At 73.9% G+C, this 14,799-nt stretch carries 11 protein-coding genes; 1 reads left to right on the top strand and 10 read right to left on the bottom strand.

The features are described 5' to 3' along the window. Window positions 1-12: 12 nt before the first annotated feature. From dgoD to EV372_RS21215, 8 genes are all read right to left on the bottom strand, one after another. Window positions 13-1,158 carry a galactonate dehydratase gene (gene dgoD / locus EV372_RS21250; RefSeq protein ID WP_130397443.1) on the bottom strand — a complete coding sequence of 382 codons (1,146 nt, stop codon included), beginning with the start codon at window positions 1,156-1,158 and terminating at the stop codon, window positions 13-15. Further along, on the bottom strand, window positions 1,155-1,886 hold the full coding sequence (locus tag EV372_RS21245) for a FadR/GntR family transcriptional regulator (RefSeq protein ID WP_019609046.1): 732 nt from the start codon (window positions 1,884-1,886) through the stop codon (window positions 1,155-1,157). The genes dgoD and EV372_RS21245 overlap by 4 nt, the downstream gene beginning before the upstream one ends. Before the next feature lie 25 nt (window positions 1,887-1,911). Further along, window positions 1,912-2,667, bottom strand: a complete 756-nt coding sequence (locus tag EV372_RS21240) for an SDR family NAD(P)-dependent oxidoreductase (protein ID WP_130397442.1) — start codon at window positions 2,665-2,667, stop codon at window positions 1,912-1,914. A 68-nt stretch (window positions 2,668-2,735) separates the two neighbouring features. Beyond that, on the bottom strand, window positions 2,736-3,986 hold the full coding sequence (locus tag EV372_RS21235; protein ID WP_130397441.1) for a hypothetical protein: 1,251 nt from the start codon (window positions 3,984-3,986) through the stop codon (window positions 2,736-2,738). Continuing rightward, window positions 3,983-5,074, bottom strand: coding sequence for a zinc-dependent alcohol dehydrogenase family protein (locus EV372_RS21230; protein ID WP_130397440.1), 1,092 nt, complete (start codon window positions 5,072-5,074; stop codon window positions 3,983-3,985). Before EV372_RS21230 ends, EV372_RS21235 begins: the two co-directional genes overlap by 4 nt. 26 nt (window positions 5,075-5,100) lie before the next feature. Beyond that, entirely contained in the window at window positions 5,101-6,111 is a 1,011-nt protein-coding gene (locus tag EV372_RS21225; RefSeq protein ID WP_130397439.1) for an ABC transporter permease, read from the bottom strand. A 16-nt stretch (window positions 6,112-6,127) separates the two neighbouring features. Then, window positions 6,128-7,645, bottom strand: coding sequence for a sugar ABC transporter ATP-binding protein (locus tag EV372_RS21220; RefSeq protein WP_130397438.1), 1,518 nt, complete (start codon window positions 7,643-7,645; stop codon window positions 6,128-6,130). Window positions 7,646-7,695: 50 nt separating this feature from the next. Beyond that, window positions 7,696-8,694: a substrate-binding domain-containing protein gene (locus EV372_RS21215; RefSeq protein WP_130397437.1), complete on the bottom strand. Its 999-nt coding sequence runs from the start codon at window positions 8,692-8,694 to the stop codon at window positions 7,696-7,698. Between the two features lie 397 nt (window positions 8,695-9,091). On the opposite strand from EV372_RS21215, the gene EV372_RS21210 reads away from it, so the two are divergent. Further along, a complete protein-coding gene (locus tag EV372_RS21210; RefSeq protein ID WP_130397436.1) occupies window positions 9,092-11,584 on the top strand; it encodes an ATP-dependent Clp protease ATP-binding subunit in 2,493 nt (830 codons plus the stop codon). A gap of 229 nt (window positions 11,585-11,813) precedes the next feature. Here EV372_RS21210 and EV372_RS21205 read toward each other — a convergent pair whose 3' ends face one another. Beyond that, on the bottom strand, window positions 11,814-13,100 hold the full coding sequence (locus EV372_RS21205) for a cellulase family glycosylhydrolase (protein WP_130397435.1): 1,287 nt from the start codon (window positions 13,098-13,100) through the stop codon (window positions 11,814-11,816). Window positions 13,101-13,798: 698 nt separating this feature from the next. Beyond that, window positions 13,799-14,764: a TIGR03557 family F420-dependent LLM class oxidoreductase gene (locus EV372_RS21195; protein ID WP_130397433.1), complete on the bottom strand. Its 966-nt coding sequence runs from the start codon at window positions 14,762-14,764 to the stop codon at window positions 13,799-13,801. Between the last annotated feature and the right edge of the window lie 35 nt (window positions 14,765-14,799).

Genomic DNA, 14,799 nt, shown 5'->3' with positions numbered 1-14,799 from the left:
CTCCCCTCTTCCTCACCACTCCGCGAAGGACCCGTCCTGGTGGCTCCACACCGGCGGCCTCCAGCGGTGGCCGATCCGGTCCGCCGCGCGCACGGCGTCCTCGTCCACGCTCACGCCCAGCCCCGGGGCCTCGGAGCGGTGGATGTGCCCGTCGGGGAAGGCGAAGAACTCGGTGTCCAGGACGTAGTCGAGCAGTTCGGCGTCGCGGTTGTAGTGGATGCCCATGCTCTGTTCCTGGATGAGGAAGTTGGGCGTGGCGAAGGCGACCTGCAGGCTCGCGGCCAGGGCCACGGGGCCGAGCGGGCAGTGCGGGGCCAGCAGGGCGTCGTAGGTCTCGGCCAGGGAGGCGATCCGGCGCACCTCGGAGACCCCGCCCGCGTGGGAGAGGTCGGGCTGGACGACCGCGACCCCCGCCTGGAGCGCGGGCAGGAACTCGGTCCGGCCGAACAGGCGCTCGCCGGTGGCGATGGGCACCGGGCTGGACCGCACGACGTCGCCGAGCAGGTGCCCGTACTCGGGCAGGACCGGCTCCTCCACGAACATGGGGCGCAGGGGCTCCAGCAGGGGCAGGACCCGGCGGGCGGTGGCCGCGTTGAAGCGGCCGTGGAAGTCCACCGCCACGTCCCGGTCCGGGCCGAGCACGTCGCGCACCCCGGCCAGGCGCTCCACGACGCCGTCGATCTCGCGCACGGTGGCCGAGCGCCCCATCACCCCGGACGCGTTCATCTTCACGGCGGTGAGCCCGGACTCCACGCGGGCCGCGACCGCCTCCGCCAGCTCGGCCGGGTCGTCGCCGCCGACCCAGCCGTACACGCGCACCCGGTCGCGGACGGGGCCGCCGAGGAGCCGGTGGACGGGGACGCCCAGGCGCTTGCCCGCGATGTCCCACAGCGCCTGGTCGAGCCCGGCGACGGCGCTGGACAGGACGGGCCCGCCCCGGTAGAACGCGGCCTTGGTGAGGCGCTGCCAGTGGTACTCGATGGGCGCGGGGTCCTGGCCCAGGAGGAGTTCGGACAGCTCCTCGACCGCGGCGCGCACGGTCTCCGCGCGCCCCTCCACCACGGGCTCGCCCCAGCCCACGACGCCGTCGTCGGTCTCCACCCGGCACATCAGCCACCGGGGCGGGACCAGGAAGGTCTCGATACGGGTGATTCTCACTGAGATCTCTCCAGATCGTCTACGGCCGCGTCGTCCTCGGTGACGCGGAGGAGGTCTTCCCTGGCCTGCTCCAGCAGGGAGCGCATGGCGGACTCGGCGGCGCGCGGGTCGCCCGCGGCGACGGCCTCGGTGACCGCGCCGTGGGTGGGCACCGGGTCGTCGTGGGCGCCGCCGTGGACCAGGCGGTCGCGTTCGGAGAGCCCCGCGGCGAAGAAGACGTCGGTGCGGGTGAACAGCTCGTTGTGCGTGGCCGCCAGCAGCGCGCGGTGCCAGCGCAGGTCGGCCCGCGCGGCCTCCTCCGCCGGGCCGCGGCCGGTGTCGGCGATGTCGGTGAGCGCCGCGCGCAGTTCGGCGACGTCGGCGTCGGTGCGGCGCAGCGCGGCCAGGCGCGCCGCGGCGGGTTCGAGGGCGTCGCGCAGTTCGGCCAGCTCGCCGAAGAAGACGTCCCCCGCTCCCGCGGCGATCCGCCACCGGACCACGTCCGGGTCGAGCAGGTTCCAGTCGCCGCGGGGGCGCACGAACGTCCCCTTCTTCTGCCGGGAGCCGACCAGGCCCTTGGCCGCCAGGACCTTGATCGCCTCGCGGATCGCGGTCAGGCTCAGGTCGAGCTCGCCGCTGAGCGCGGCCAGGTCGATCGTCTCCCCCTCGCCGATCCGTCCGGAGAGCACGCGCTCCCCCAGCAACCGCACCGTCTGGCCGTGCACACCGCGCCCCGAGTAGGCCGCCATCACTTCCTCCGTTCCGGGCGTCCCGTCACGACGACGCCTTGTAGATACTCCACCCTCCGTCGACCGGCAGGCTCGTCCCGGTGACGTAGGAGGCCTCCGCGGAGGCGAGGAAGGAGATGACGGAGGCCACCTCGTCGGGGTCGCCGAAGCGGCCCGCGGCGGTCTGCGCGACGCTGTCGCGGCGGTCCTCCTCGCCCACGCCCTCCCAGGCGGCGGTGAGGATGGGGCCGGGCAGCACGCAGTTGACGCGCACCCGCGGCCCGTACTCGACGGCGAGCTGGCGGGTCAGGGCGGTGAGCCCGCCCTTGGTGGTGGCGTAGGCCGGACGGCCGGGGAGTCCGAACCAGGCGTGGACCGAGGAGGTGATGACGACGCTGCCGCCGCTGGCGGAGAGGTCGTCCAGGCAGGCGCGCACCCCCAGGAACGCGCCCGTGAGGTTGACGGCGAGCTGGCGCTCCCAGGACACGAGCGTGGTCTCGTGGGCGGGCGCCTGCTCGAAGGTGTAGGCGTTGGAGACCAGGACGCCCACCGGACCGAAGGCGTCCCGGGCCGCCGCCACGACCCCGTCCCAGGAGGCCTCGTCGCTCACGTCGGCCCGCACCGCCAGGGCGCGTCCGCCCTCGGCGCGGATGCGTTCGGCGGCCTCCTCCAGGCTCGGGGACAGGTCGGTCAGCACCACCGAGGCGCCCTCGGCGGCCAGGCGGCGGGCGGTGGCCTCACCGATGCCGCGGGCCGCGCCGGTGACCACGGCGGTGACTCCGCGGTGCCTGGTGTGTGTCATGTCGTTCCGTCCTCTGCTGCGTCCCCGGCCGGGCCGGGAGCGGTCGTTGCTCTGCGGCGCCGCGGTGCTCAGGCCCGGTCGGGCGCGAACACGACGGCGGGCGCGGTGTCGGTGTCGGGTTCGGGGACCGGGGCGTCGAAGCGCGCCGGCTCGCCGGGCCGGGTGTGCGCGACCGTGCGGCCGGACGCCCGGTGGACCAGCGCGCCCGCGCGCGAGGACGTGAAGACCCCGCTCAGGCGCCGCCCTCCCGGCTCGCGGGCGCCCCAGCGGGGCTCCTCGCTCCAGAAGCCGTCGGGGGTCACCTCGGCCACCGGCCCCGTGCCCGTGCCGAAGCCGAACTCGACGCTGAGGGCCGTGGACCGCCCCGGTGCGAGCTCGGTGAGCGGTCCCAGCGCCTCGACCTCGGTGACGCGGTCCACCGGGCACAGCCCGCCCAGGTGCTCCAGGGGCCGGTCCACGGGGCATTCGAGCCACACCTCGGCCCTGGAGCCGCCGTCCGGGTACTCGGCCCCCTCCCGTACGGAGAAGCGCTGGGTGAGGGTGCCCTGGGCACCCACGTCGGCCAGCCATCCGGAGGCCGTGGGGAAGCCGACCTTGCCGACCACGTCCTGGAGGGGGACACGCACCACGGAGGGCGTGTGCTCCACCACCCGGGGGCGGCCGTTGCCCGCGACGAGCGGCACGGTGTGCGGGCCGGGGCCGCTCACGCCCACGTAGACCCCGCGTGCGCCGTCCCGTCCGCCCTGCTCCTTACGCACGCCGGGCCCGCCGGGGCCGCCGGGGCCGCCGTCGAGCTGGGTGACGTTCCACAGCGCCCACCGGCGCGCGGTGCCGGAGACGTTGACCGCCTCCAGGTCGAGCCGGTAGGCGGCGCTGTCGGGCGCCAGGGTCAGGCGGCGGACGAGCCGCAGCCCCGAGCGGGGGTCGTCCCCGCTGGTGAGGGTGAGCACGGCGGAGCCGTCGGGGGCGGTGGCGGTCTCGGCGGTGTAGGGGCCCGAGTCCAGGACGGAGTCGGGCGGCCCCGCCCACTCGTCGGGGCCGTCCCACCCCTGGGGCGCGGGCCAGGTCTTGTCGCCGCCGACGTTGTTCCAGGCGCTCATGGGCCCGTCCACCGGCCCGAGCACCACGCCCTCCGCCGGCTGGAGGTCCTCGCCCAGCAGGCGGGGGTTGCGGTACAGGTGCTCGCGGCCCCGGTGGCGCACCGACAGGAGCCGCCCGCCCAGCGCGGGGGCGGCGGTCAGCCGCAGCACGCCGTTGTCCAGGACCACGAGTTCGTGCGCTCCGGAGGCGTCGCGCCGCACCTCGACGGGGCGGCTCACCGCTCGGCTCCGTTGACCAGGCACACCTTGCCCCGGCTCTCGCCCGCGGCCAGGCGGTAGGCGGCGTCGGCGTCGGCGAGGTCGAAGCGGTCGGAGACCACCCGCTCCGGGGACAGGCCCCAGCGGACCAGGTTCACCGACAGCTCCGCCATGGCGGGCAGCGAGGTCACCCAGGAGGCGTACAGGGTGAGCTGCTTGTGCAGGAGGGTGTCCGACACCTCGGTCTCCAAGGTGCCGCCCTCGCCGACCAGGGAGACGCGGCCCCACTCGGCGGCGTTCTCCAGGGCCAGGGAGCGGCCCGGGCGCGACCCGGAGCAGTCGATGGCCGTGGCCGCGCCCCGGCCGGAGGTGACGCGGGCGATCTCCTCGGCCGCCTCCTCGGGCGAGGCCAGGGCGTCGAAGACGTCCAGGTCGGCGGCCCACTCGCGGCGGCGCTGGTCGGGCTCCACCCCGATCACGCGGGCCGCGCCCATGCCCCGGCCGATCATCCCGGCCGCCAGCCCCACCGGGCCCAGGCCCACGACGAGCAGGTCGCCGTCGCCGTTGACCCCGATGCGCCGCAGCCCCTCGTAGGCGGTGCCGAACCCGCAGGCGATGAGCGCGCCGTCCACGAAGGACAGCTCGTCGGGCAGGGGGACGCAGGTGGACTCCTCCGCCAGCAGGTACTCGGCGTGGCCCCCGTCGCGCTGCCAGCCGTAGGCCGCCCGGGAGGGGTCGGTGCAGCTGATCATGAAGCCGCGGCGGCAGTTGTCGCACAGCCCGCACCCGGCGATGTGGTAGACGATGACCCGGTCGCCGGGGCCGAACCTGCGGCACCCCGGCCCGGCCTGCACGACCGTGCCCGAGGGCTCGTGGCCCGCGACGACGCCCTGGTAGGCGGGGCCCTCGACGCCCCGGTGCGTCTTGTGCTCGTGGTAGATGAAGCCGATGTCGCTGCCGCAGATGCCCGATGCTCCGACCCGGATCAGCACCTGTCCGGGGCCCGGCTCGGGCACGGGCAGGGTGTCCAGGACCGCGGTCGAGTCCCCGGGCAGGCGCACCCCGCGCATGGTCTCGGGGAGCGCGGTGGCGGCGGCCGTGGTGTTCATGACTGTGTTTCCCCCGTTCGGAGCGGCTAGGCGAGGCGGTTGGCCGCGCTGCGCCTGCTGATGACGACGTTGATCAGGACGGCGCCCACGATGATGAGGCCGCGCACCACGTCCTGGAAGAAGGAGTTGACGCCGAGCAGCACCAGGCCGTTGGCGATGACCGTGATGAAGACGACCCCGAGGAAGGTACCGCCGAGCGAGCCACGTCCACCGGCCAGGGCGGTACCGCCGATGACCACGGCGGCGATCACGTCGAACTCCAGCCCCGCGGCGGCGCCGCCGTTGCCCGAGCCCAGGCGGGCGGCGAGCAGCACGCCGGTGATGGCCGAGAGCAGGCCGGTGGTGGCGAACAGCAGGACGCGCACCCGGGCCACGTTGAGCCCGGCCAGCTGCGCGGCGGCGGCGTTGCCGCCGGTGGCGTAGACGGAGCGGCCGTAGGCGGTGTACTTGGCGACGTAGGCGAAGACCGCGAAGAGCACGAGCATGACCAGCGCGGCGGTCGGGATGCCCAGGACGGCGCCGCCGAGCACGTCGAGCAGGCCGCTCTCGGGCAGCGGCACGGGGAGCGCGTCGGTCATGTACAGCGCCATACCGCCCAGGACGCTCCACAGCCCCAGCGTGGTGATGAAGGAGGGCACGTTGAACCGGGCCCGGAGCCACCCGGCGAGGGCGCCCCACAGCACGCCCATGGCCAGGGTGAGCATGATGGCGCCGATCACGCCCAGGTTCCACTCGGTGGCGCCCTTGGCCACGATGACCGAGGCGAAGGCGACGGCCGGGCCGATGCTGATGTCGATCTCCCCGGCGATGATCACCAGGGTGACGCCCCAGGCCGCGATGCCGATCGTGGCGGCGTTGCGCAGCAGGCCGAGCTGGTTGTCCAGGCTCAGGAACCCGGAGGCGGAGAGCCCGAGGACGACGTAGAGGATCAGGATGGCGGCCAGGAGGCCGATCTCGTTGAGGCGGTGGCCGTAGCGGCCGATGAGGTCGCCGCGGGCGGAGACCGCCTCGCCGGTGACCTTGGTGGTGGTGGTCATTGCTCTACCTCGCCGTTCACGCCGCCATCGCGGCGGCCATGATGTTGTCCAGGGTGATGTCGTCGCCGGTGAACTCGCCTTGCAGCCGTCCTCCGCGCAGGGCGAGCACGCGGTCGCACACGAGCGGGAGTTCCTCCAGTTCGCTGGAGACGAAGAGGACCGCGGCCCCCTGCTCGGCCAGCTCGCGCACGATGGCGTAGATCTGGGCCTTGGCCTCGACGTCCACGCCCCGGGTGGGCTCGTCCAGCAGCAGGATGCGGCTCCCGGCGTGCAGCCAGCGGCCGATGACGGCCTTCTGCTGGTTGCCGCCGCTGAGGTTGACGATGGGGGTGTCGGTCGCGGCGGCCTTGATCGAGAGCCGGTCGATGAGGCCCCGGCCGATCCCCGAGACGCGGGAGGGGAGCACGGTCCCCGCCTTGGAGGCGCCGCCGAACCAGGTCATGACCATGTTCTCGGAGACGCCCAGGAGGGGGACGACGCCCTCTCCCTTGCGGTCCTCGGGGGTGATGCCCACGCCCAGGCGCTTCATCGCGCGGGGGGTGGGGCGGGCCACCGGCGAGCCGTCCACCTCCACGGTCCCCCGGGAGGGGGTGAAGCCCGCCAGCGCGCGCAGGATCTCGGTCCGCCCCGAGCCCATGAGGCCGCCCAGGCCCAGGACCTCGCCGGGGTGCAGGTCGAAGGAGACGCCGTCGACCTTGGGCGGTACCGCCAGGTCGCGGACCGACAGGAGCGGTGTCGCGGAGGCGGCGGCTCGGCGCACCGGCCTGTCCTCCTCCTTGGTCTCGCCTCCGAGCATGAGGGAGACGATGTGCCGGGTGGTGGCGCCGCGGACCGGCGTGGTCTCCACGACGGCGCCGTCGCGCATGACGGTGACCGTGTCGGCGACCCGGCGGATCTCGTCCAGGCGGTGGCTGACGTAGATGACGCCGACGCCGCGGGAGGCGACGCGCTCGACGGCCTTGAGGACGGTCTCGGCCTCACCGGCGGCGAGCGCGCTGGTGGGCTCGTCGAGGATGAGCAGGCGCGGCCGGGCGCGGAAGGCCCGCGCGATCTCCACGAGCTGCTGCTGGGCCAGGGGCAGTTCGCCGACCCGGGTGTCGGGGGCGATGTCGACGCCGAGTTCGGCGAAGACCTCCTCGGCCCCGGTCCTGATGCGGCCGTAGTCGATGCGCCCGGCGGCCTTGGGCCACGTGCCGAGGTAGAGGTTCTCGGCCGCCGACAGCTCCGGGACCAGGCTGAGCTCCTGGTAGACGGTGCCCACGCCGAGCTGGGCCGCCCGGCGGATGCCGCCCTGGCCGAGCGGCTGGCCGCCGATCTCGATCTCGCCCTCGTCGGGCGTCTCCACGCCGGACAGCAGGCGGATCAGGGTGGACTTCCCGGCGCCGTTGCGTCCGAGCAGCGCGCGGACCTCTCCGGCGCGGATCTCGAAGTCGGCGCGGTCCAGCGCCCGGACGCCGGGGTAGCTCTTGGTCGCGCCGCGGACGCGGGCCACGACGTCGGTGGCGGCCGGGGGCGCGGCGGAGGTGTCGCTCATGGGTGCTCCACAGGTGGGACGAAGGGGGAGGACGTGCTTCGGAGGCCGGGTTAGGGGACGCCGTCCGGGTGCTCCTCCAGCCACTCCTCGCCGTCCTCGGGCGTGGTGTAGAGGTCGATGGGCGCCTCGGTGACGAACTCCTCGGGGGCCTCGCCCGCGATGATGCGCTCGACCGTCTCCCCGGCCAGCAGTCCGACCGCGATCCCGGAGATGTCGACGTTGGCCTTGAGGATGCGGTGGTCGGACAGCGCGCGGGCCGCGTCCGTGGACATGTCGCTGCCGAAGACCACGACCTCCCCGGCCAGGCCGCGGTTGGTGACGGCGCGGACCGCGCCCATGGTGGCGCCGCCCGCCTCCCCGTAGAAGGCGTCGAGGTCGGGGTGGGCGGTGAGCAGGCGCTCGCCCACGTTGACGGCCTCGTCGATGGTGGCGCCCTCCTGGTTGGCGACGATCCGGGCGTCGGGCAGGCGGGCGAAGAGCGCCTCCTCGAAGCCCTCGCGGCGCTGCACGCAGACCTCGACGAACTCGCAGTTGAGGACGCCGATCTGGGGGTCCTCCACTCCCTCGTCCTCGAAGTGGTCCGCGGCGGCCTCGCCCAGCAGGCGCCCGAACTCGTGGGGGTCGCCCAGGATGTAGGAGGTCACGTACTCCTTGGCGGCCTCGTCCTCGATGCAGGTGTTGTAGCAGATCACCGGGATCCCGCTCTCGTGCGCCAGGCGCACGGCGGGCACCGAGGCGGTGGCCGAGACGGGGGAGAGCACGAGGGCGTCGACGTCGGCCGAGGAGACGACGTCCACGAAGGTGCTCTCCTCCGAGGCGTCGCCGCGGGCGTTGAGCTCCAGGAGCTGGAGCTCGCGTCCGGAGTCGTCGGCGTAGTTCTGCATGCCCTCGCGGACTCCCGCGTAGAAGCCCTGCGCGTCCATGTAGACGACGCCGATGCGGCCGTCCTCGCCGAGCCTGGCGCCGCATCCGGCGAGCAGCAGCACGCACAGGGCGGCGGTGAGAGCGGCGAGCGCTCGGCCCGGGGGGCGCGGCGGTCGTCTGCCCATGGGGTCCTCCTTGGCGTAGGGCGTACGCGCTCACCTGCGCGGACGCCTTCCTCAACTGGTGGAGAGCATGCCAGAGTGACTCAGGTAACGTCAAGAATAAATAGTAATTAATTATTTTTCGGGTGTCGCGGGGCACACCGCAACCCCTGTGGACACGGCGGTGCGGGGGCACCGGGGGCGCCGGGTGTTATCCCCGCGACGGGTCGGGTAGCGGGCCGGGGCGGAGGACGACCCGGCCCGGCACGGCCCTCGGCGGGGACGTCCGGCGCGGCGGGAGGACGGACCGGCCGCCCCCACGCGCGTTCGGTCCCCACGCCGACGGCCGCTACCGAACAAACTCCGGACACTCACTTAGAGTGATCAAGCCACTACCGCACGCACGGGGGACGAAGACGACATGACACACGACCTTCCCGACGACCGCGGCAGCGACCCGGGTTCCTTCGACGAGTTCCTGGCGCGCTTCCTGGGGGCACGGGGGCCGGTCCGCCGCGTGGACCTGTCCAAGCTGATGAGCCCCGAGGCCCAGCAGGTGGCCGACGCCGCGGTGCGCCGCGCCCTGGAGGCCGGCAGCGCCGACGTCGACGCGGTCCACCTGCTGTGGTCCCTGCTGCGCTACCCGCCCACGCGGGAGATGGTGCAGAGCAGCGGCTCCGACGCCCAGCCGGTCATCGACGTGATCGACCAGGCGGTGGCGCAGGCCCCGAGGTCGGTGCGCGGGTCCGCCCGGCTCACCCCCGTCGCCAAGCGCGCCCTCCTCGACGCCCTCCAGATCGCCCGCGCCACGGGCAGTTCCAGCATCACCCCCGAGCACCTGCTCTTCGCGCTCGCGGTCAACACCGACAGCGCCGTCGGCCAGCTCCTGCGCGCCTCGGGGGTCACTCCGCAGTCGCTCCAGAAGGCCGCCGGGACTCCGCCCGCCGCCGACCGGGGCGAGGGCGAGCCCTCCGCCACCCCGACCCTGGACGAGTACGGCACCGACATGACCGGGCTGGCCCGCGAGGGCCGCCTGGACCCGGTGGTCGGCCGCGACGACGAGGTCGAGCAGTGCATCGAGGTGCTCGCCCGGCGGCGTAAGAACAACCCGGTGCTCATCGGCGACCCGGGCGTGGGCAAGACCGCGATCGTGGAGGGCCTCGCCCAGCGCATCTTCGACGAGGACGTCCCCGAGACCCTGCTCGGACGCCGCCTGGTCCAGCTCGACCTGGCCGGGGTGGTGGCGGGCACGCGCTACCGGGGCGACTTCGAGGAGCGCCTGAACGCCATCGTGGACGAGATCCGCGCCCAGTCCGACCAGCTGCTCGTCTTCATCGACGAGATCCACACCATCGTCGGCGCGGGTGCCGCCGAGGGGTCCATGAACGCCGGGAACATGCTCAAGCCCGCGCTGGCCCGCGGCGAGCTGCACATCATCGGCGCGACCACCGTGGACGAGTACCGCAAGAACATCGAGAAGGACGCCGCCCTGGAGCGCCGCTTCCAGCCGATCCAGGTGCCCGAGCCGTCGGTGGAGGACACCGTCGAGATCCTGCGCGGGCTGCGCGACCGCTACGAGGCCCACCACCAGGTGCGGTTCGCCGACGAGAGCCTGGTGGCTGCGGCCGAGCTGTCGGACCGCTACGTCACCGACCGCTTCCTCCCCGACAAGGCCATCGACCTCATCGACCAGGCGGGCGCGCGGGTGCGCCTGCGCCTGAAGTCCTCCAGCTCGGGGCTGCGCGAGCTGGAGGGCAGGCTCAAGGGCCTGGAGGAGGCGAAGGAGAAGGCGGTCCAGCAGGAGGACTACGAGCGCGCCTCGGCGCTGCGCGACGAGATCGCCGCCGCCAGGAGCTCGATCCACCAGGCGCGCGGAACCGGTTCGTCGGTCCCCGAGGTGACCAGCGCCGACATCGCCGAGGTGGTCTCCCGCAGCACCGGCATCCCCGTCTCCCAGCTGACCCAGGAGGAGCGGGACCGGCTGGTCAACCTGGAGGAGGTGCTGCACGAGCGGGTGATCGGCCAGGACGAGGCGGTCACGGCCGTCTCGGAGGCGATCCGCCGCTCGCGGGCCGGTCTGGGCGACCCCGACCGGCCGGTGGGCAGCTTCCTGTTCCTGGGCCCGACCGGCGTGGGCAAGACGGAGCTGGCGCGGGCGCTGGCCGAGGCCCTGTTCGGGTCCGAGGACTCCATGGTCCGCATCGACATGAGCGAGTTCCAGGAACGGCACACCGCCAGCCGCCTGACCGGGGCGCCCCCGGGGTTCGTGGGCTACGAGGAGGCGGGCCAGCTCACCGAGGCGGTGCGCCGCCACCCGTACTCGGTGCTGCTGCTGGACGAGGTGGAGAAGGCCCACCCGGACGTGTTCAACCTGCTGCTCCAGCTGCTGGACGACGGCCGCCTGACCGACGGGCAGGGGCGGACCGTGGACTTTCGCAACACGGTGGTCATCATGACCAGCAACCTGGGGTCGGAGGCGATCACCGGCGGCGCGCCGATGGGCTTCACCGCCGACGGCCAGATGGACCCCGACACCGAGCAGCGGGTGATGCGGCGGCTGCGCGAGGAGTTCCGCCCCGAGTTCATCAACCGCATCGACGAGGTCATCGTCTTCAAGCAGCTCGGCGAGGAGCAGCTGGGCCGGATCACCCGGCTGCTGCTGGAGCGCACCGAGGAGCGGCTCAAGGCGCAGGACATCACCGTGAGGTTCACCGACGAGGCGGTGGGGTGGCTGTCCGAGCGCGGCTACCAGCCCGCCTACGGCGCCCGGCCGCTGGCGCGCACCATCCAGCGCAACGTCGGCAACAGGCTCTCGCGCATGGTGCTGGACCAGCAGCTCGTGGCGGGCGACCACGTCCTGGTGGACGTGGACGAGCAGGGTGAGCTGCGCATCTCCACGGTGCAGTCGTACTGAGGGACGGGACCGCCGCGCCCGGCGGGGCGGGGCGGAGCGGGCTCCGCGAAGCCGGACGGCGACCCCGGGGAGCGGGCCCGCCCGCGACCGGGCTCCGGTGGGGGCTTCGTCCAGGAACGGCGGGGGCCGCCCGCGCCGAGCGCGGGCGGCCCCCGTGTCCTCCGTGGACGGGCCGGGCCGGGAGGGCATCCGCTCCAGGGCTCGGGCCCGACCGCCGGCCCCGGGCCGGTCAGCAGGCGCCGAGGTCCCTCCAGACGCCCCACTCACCCGTGGTCCCGGGCTCCTCCCCCCGCGTCCACCACTGGGCCCGGTACAGGCGTCCGCCGTGGCTGACCTGGTCGCCGCCGGTGTACACCTGTCCCGAGGACCAGGCCGGGGTCTCGCACGCGTCCGGGTCGGTGGGGTCGGTGGGGTCGGTCGGGGCGACCCCGCTCTCGCGGATGCGGTCGCGGATCCACTCCCCCGCGGGCTTGAGCGACTCGGTTCCGGTCCAGGGCCCGTCGGCGGCGCAGGTGCCCGTCTCGAACACCGCGCCGGAGCGGAAGTCGTCGGAGAAGTTCCAGTTCACCCAGCTGATCTGCTCCTCGGCCAGGAGGTCGAGGTAGGCCTGGGCCGAGGCGAAGTCGTTGGGTCCGTCGCCGGTGGCCTCCTGGGTGCCGAACTCGGTGACGAACAGCGGCAGGTCCCGCGCCGCGGCCCGCAGGCCCTCCCGGTGGAAGTCGCCGTGCGTGGCGGCGTAGAAGTGGAAGACGTACATGATGTTGTCGGCGTCCACCGGGTCGGCGGTGATCTCGGTGTGGTCGGAGCCCTCGGACAGGCCGAGGGAGGACCAGCCGCGGGTGCCGACGAGCACGACGGCCTCGGGGTCCCCTGCGCGCACGACCGGGATGATCTCCTCCGCGTAGCCGCGGACCGCGTCCCAGGAGACCCCGTGGGGCTCGTTGGCGATCTCGTACAGGACGTTGTCCTTGTCGGCGTGGACGGAGGCGATCTCGGAGAAGAAGGTGCGCGCCATGTCCGTGTTGTGGTTCGGATCGCCGGGCGTGAGCATGTGCCAGTCGACGATGACGTACATGCCGCGCGCGGTGCCCTCCTCGATCAGCTCGTGGACCCGGTCGGTGAAGCCGCGCGGGTCGGTCTCGTAGCCGCCCTCCTGGATGTACATGGACACGCGCATGACGTCGGCGTTCCAGTCGTGGGCGAGCGCGTCCAGGGAGCCGTCGGTGAGGCAGTCGCCGTACCACTGGAGGCCGTGGGAGCTCATCCCGGTGAGCTGGACGGTCTCGCCGTTCTCGTCGCAGAGCTTGAGGCCGCAGACCCGCAGCCGGCCGTGGGTCTCGACGGGGCTGGCGGCGGCCCGGGCCGGTGCCTCGGCCACCGCGGAGGCGGGGGCGGGGGCGGCCGCGGCCGGGCCCTGCGCGGCGACGAGCGCGAGGGGAGCGAGCAGGAGCGCGCTCGCGAGGGCGGTGCGAACGGGGGCGGGACGCCGTCGGGCGGGGGCGGGGGGTTGCGCCACTGTGGTTCCTCCAGCAGGTGGCGGCCCGGTGCCGCCCGGGCGGGCGGTCCGAACCGGAAGGAGTCTTTCCTGTGCAACCTAGGCCGATCGTCACGCGCGGGACAATCCCCCTGACGCAACGGATTCACTTTCGTGCACGCCCGCACCGGGCATCTCGCGCCCTCTCCGCTAGTCCGCGTACACGCCGGAAACCCGGCACCCCGCACCGCGCACAGACCCCGACGGTCTCGGTGCACGCGTGCGCGCCGGGGAGGAACCCGCTGGTGGAGCGGGTGGAGCGACGCACGCCTTCGTGCACGCCCGCGCCGGGCGTGCGGTCGGCGCTCCCCCCGTTCAGCGGCACCGCCCGGCGACACGCGGGCCGGACACCGCCTCCCCGCGCACGGCGGACCCGTGGGGCGCGCGGGTCACCATCGGTGCGCGCCCCACGGTCCCACCCGCGCGAAGGTCCGGCGGGTGTCTCAGGCGGGTTCGGGCTGGGGCTCCGGTCCCGGCGGTTCGGGGAGCGGTCCCGGGCCGGGCGGTTCCGGCTCGGGCACGGGCTCGGGCGGGGAGGGAGGCGGCATCGGGGTCGGAGGGAACGGGTCCGGAGGCATCGGATCCGGTTGGCGCAGGGTGCCGTCACGGGTACGGGTGTGCATCTGTCCTCCTCACGGGCGCGGCCCGCGGGCAGCAGAGCCCGCTCGCCGCACCGCTCGTCAGGCCCCGGCCCGCAGCCGGGGCAGAACCTCCTCCGCGTAGAACGCGAAGAAGCCGTCCTGGTCCTCGCCCACCTGGCAGACGTAGACCTCGTCCACACCGGCCTCCAGGTACGGGCGGATCGCCGCCACGTGCACCTCCGGGTCGGGTCCGCAGGCGATCTCCTCCGCCACCATGTCCTCCGTGACCAGCCCCTGGGTGAGCTGTTCGAAGTGGCGCGGCAGCGGCAGCAGCTGGGGCGCCTCACCCGCCAGGGCCTCGTTGGGCCAGCGCTCGTGCGCCACCCGCCGGGCCTCGGCCTCGCTCGGCGCCCAGCAGACCTTGAGCCCGCCCTGGACGGGTTTGCCGTCGCCGCCCCAGGCGCGGAAGTTCTCGACCGTCTCGTCGCTGGGCGCCACCTGGATCAGGCCGTCGGCCTCCCTGGCCGCCAGGCCCGTGGCCTTGGGGCCGAACGCCGACATGTAGATCCTCGGCGGCTCCTCCGGCAGCGTGTACAGGCGCGCGGTGTCCACCTCGTAGTGGCGGCCCCGGTGGGTGACGAGCTTGCCGGTCCACAGCTTGCGCATCACCTCCATGGCCTCCTCCAGCATCTCCAGGCGCCGGGCCGCGGGCGGCCAGGGCTGGCCGAGGATGTGCTCGTTGAGCGCCTCGCCGGTGCCCACGCCCAGGGTGAACCCGCCCCGGACCATCGCGGCGGCGGTCGCCGCGGCCTGCGCGACCACCGCCGGGTGCACACGCGTGGTCGGGCAGGTCACCGCCGTGGTGACCGGCAGGGACGTCACCTGCCCGATGGCTCCAATGACCGACCACACGAAGGGGCTCTGCCCCTGCGCGTCCAGCCAGGGGTGGTAGTGGTCGGAGATCCACAGGGAGTCGAACCCGGCCTCCTCGGCGGCCCGCGCCTGGCGGACCAGTTCCCGGGGCCCGTGCTCCTCGCTGGCGAGAAAGTATCCGAAACGCGTCACGTCGTGCTCTCCCGATTCGCGGTCGCCGGTCGCCG

Source organism: Nocardiopsis sp. CNZ308 (assembly GCF_004217075.1).
This window is presented reverse-complemented; position numbering and strand designations above follow the sequence as displayed.